Here is a 3,044-nt window from a genome sequence, read left to right on the forward strand (position 1 = left end):
ATAAAAAAATTAACTAAAACTCATTAATGTTAATATATTTGAGCATGAAAATTGTAGAAACGTTTATGAAAAAAAAGTTTATGAATTAATCAGGATAGATACTGCCGGAACTTATTCAGAAAATTTCCAAACGATTTATGGTTGCGATAGTATCGAAGAATTGATTTTGATAGTAAATCCACTACCAACAATTTCAATAGAACCCTTCAATCCTGATTCTATAGACTTAAATTCAGGATTGGCAAATTTACCAAATGTTTTGCCCGCAGGCGGTACTTTCTCGGGAATTGGGATTTCAGGAAACAATTTCGATCCTCAGCTTGCCGGAACTGGAACTTTTTGGATTTCGTATTTTTATACAGACCCAATCACAAATTGTTCAAATTCCGATTCCGTTCAAATCACGGTTTTTGATGATACAGGAATAAAAAATATGGCAAACGAGCAAATCACAATTTTCCCAAATCCAAGCTACGGAAAGTTTATAATTGAGGGAAACAACTTGCAATCTGTCGAAATTAGAAACATCACCGGAAAAATTGTTAAACAGTTTTCAATAGACAATAAAAAATCAACAATAATCAATTTGAAAGACCAGGCAAAAGGAATTTATTTTGTGAAAGTTCAAGGCTCAAGTTTTATAGAGTTTCGAAAATTGGTTTTAATTTGAAGTTCTAAAATAGATAATATTCCTTAAACTAAATTATTCTCGAAGCAAAGTCAGCGTAAAAGGCAGAAGCTTTCACTAAATCGTCAATTGGTACTGCTTCGTTTGGTGCATGTGCAAAAATCTCGTTGCCGGGACCGAAACCAATCAATGGAATATTGTAAATCCCATTTATAGTTACACCGTTTGTTGAAAACGTCCATTTGTCAACTTTTGGCTTTTCTTCAAATAAACCCTGAAATGTTTCTATTCCTGTTCTTATAATTTTGTGATCTTCGGGAATTATCCAGGTCGGATAATATTTTTCCATTCCATATTTCAATCCGGTATATGATTTTTCAAAATATTGCAATACATCAACTTTTGACTCCATATCCTTAATTATATTTTCAATTTCGGCAATTGCAGAATTTTTCGTTTCTCCGAAAGTAAGTCTTCTATCTAAGTGAATTTTGGCAAAATCGGCTACAGCACAAAGCGAAGGACTTCCAGATACAAACTCTGAAATTGTAATACTTCCTTTACCGAGAAAATTGTCGTCTTTAATTCGGTCATTCAATTTTTCAATTTCGAGGCAAACTTTAGATGCTTCATAAATTGCATTTTTTCCTCTCTCTGGTGCCGATCCGTGAGCAGAAATACCTGTAAAACTAACATTCATTTCCATTCGTCCGCGATGTCCTCTATATATATTTAAATTTGTAGGTTCGGTGCAAATTACAAAATCAGGAACAATTTTATCTTCTTCAATAATGTATTTCCAGCAAAGTCCATCACAATCTTCTTCCATGACACTGCCCACGAAATATATTGTCAAATCGTTTGTTATGTCTAAATCTTTTAGAATTTTTCCGGCTGTAACAAATGCTGCTGCACCGCCTTTCTGGTCAACTGTACCTCTGCCGAACACATGACTTTCTGAAATTTTTCCTGAAAATGGATCAAGTTCCCAATTCTCAATTTGTCCCACATCAACGGTATCCATGTGAGCATCAATAGCAAGGATGGTTTTCCCATTGCCAATTCTACCTATTACATTTCCCAAACCATCGATAATAACTTCATCGAAACCAGCCTGTTCCATTTGAGATTTCAATTCCAGTATTACATCTTTTTCGCCACAACTTAAAGATTTTATTTTAACTAATTTAGAGAGATTACGTGCTGTAAAATCTCTGTATTTCTCTGATAAATGTTTAATTTCTTTGCTTAATTGGCTCATATTATGGTATTTGTGTTAATGATTATCAAGATTTTTGCTATCCTATATTTTTAAATCATAAATTAAATAAACTCTGATTTTATTTCATGAGCAAATGTAAAACTATTTTCAATAAAACTTTCTAAGTATAATAAAATAGAAATATATAGTTTTCTTAACTTGAATAATTCATAAATTTCGTAACGAAAGCTAAAAATGTGTGTCAGATTTGAACTACCACAGATTTTTATTTTTGAGTAATAGCGAGCTATTTTGATGGAATAAAAATTGAGGACGGTCAAAGATGATGTTCAGTTTGAGCTTGTAGTAGAAATATTTATTAATTATTCAGGTTAAAATCGTAAAGTATGAATAATAGCAACAGACAGCATGATTGTTAAAAAAAAATAAAAATAAATTGAAAAGCTAATTAAATAATTCATTACTTTGAGTATTTAAATACTTAATTATAATTTTAATATATGTCAAGGATAATCAATATCTCTGAAGCAGCATCAATAGCACTACATGGAATAATTTTGATTGCAAAATCGAATAAAATGATTAATGCAATTCAAATAGCAGAAAAAACCGGTACATCTAAACATCATGTTTCAAAAGTAATGTATCGATTAGCAAAAGTAGGATATATTGAATCGATGCGAGGCCCGAATGGTGGTTTTCTACTTAAAAGGGATCCAGATGAATTAACTTTGTTAAATATTTTTGAAGCTATTGAAGGAAAAATTGAAAAGAAGAGATGTCCGCATAATCAAGAAGTTTGCTCATTCAAAGAGTGTATTTTTGAAAATGTTACAAACGAAATCACCATAAAATTCTATAATTACCTGAAAAATAGAACTATATCGAAGTATTTGGAAGATTGATGATTGAATGCAGAAAAAATCTTTGATACAACTATCAAACATTTTTGCAACTTTTTTGCAATATTTTGGTCTCTTTGTAAGTAAATTTAAATAGAAAGCAATTGTTAGATATATGCGTTGAAACCAAAGGATACTCCTTTTAATAAATACAGGGCAAACGCATGAAAAAGAATCACAATACTTTCGACAGCCAGAGTTGAGCAGTTCTTTTGCTAATTTTAAATTTCCAGTTTTTCAAAACAAAATCTTGAATTAATAAGCCTGTCCATTTGTTTGTTTTATAGCCTTG

Annotated in this window: 3 protein-coding genes; 2 read left to right on the plus strand and 1 reads right to left on the minus strand. The window is 31.1% G+C overall.

The window, feature by feature from the left end:
- Positions 1-160: 160 nt before the first annotated feature.
- Positions 161-670 carry a T9SS type A sorting domain-containing protein gene (locus tag HN894_17005; protein ID MBT7145024.1) on the plus strand — a complete coding sequence of 170 codons (510 nt, stop codon included), beginning with the start codon at positions 161-163 and terminating at the stop codon, positions 668-670.
- A gap of 28 nt (positions 671-698) precedes the next feature.
- Here HN894_17005 and HN894_17010 read toward each other — a convergent pair whose 3' ends face one another.
- Positions 699-1,889, minus strand: a complete 1,191-nt coding sequence (locus tag HN894_17010; GenBank protein ID MBT7145025.1) for a YgeY family selenium metabolism-linked hydrolase — start codon at positions 1,887-1,889, stop codon at positions 699-701.
- A gap of 461 nt (positions 1,890-2,350) precedes the next feature.
- Between HN894_17010 and HN894_17015 the strand changes: the two genes are divergently transcribed.
- Positions 2,351-2,755: an Rrf2 family transcriptional regulator gene (locus tag HN894_17015; GenBank protein MBT7145026.1), complete on the plus strand. Its 405-nt coding sequence runs from the start codon at positions 2,351-2,353 to the stop codon at positions 2,753-2,755.
- The last annotated feature ends 289 nt before the right edge of the window (positions 2,756-3,044 follow it).

It is taken from the genome of Bacteroidota bacterium (genome assembly GCA_018692315.1).
Taxonomy (GTDB): domain Bacteria; phylum Bacteroidota; class Bacteroidia; order Bacteroidales; family JABHKC01; genus JABHKC01.

Coding starts and splice junctions, on each gene's coding strand:
- HN894_17010 (MBT7145025.1), bottom strand. CDS start 1,889: ATGAGCCAATTAAGCAAAGAAATTAAACATTTATCAGAGAAATACAGA.
- HN894_17015 (MBT7145026.1), top strand. CDS start 2,351: ATGTCAAGGATAATCAATATCTCTGAAGCAGCATCAATAGCACTACAT.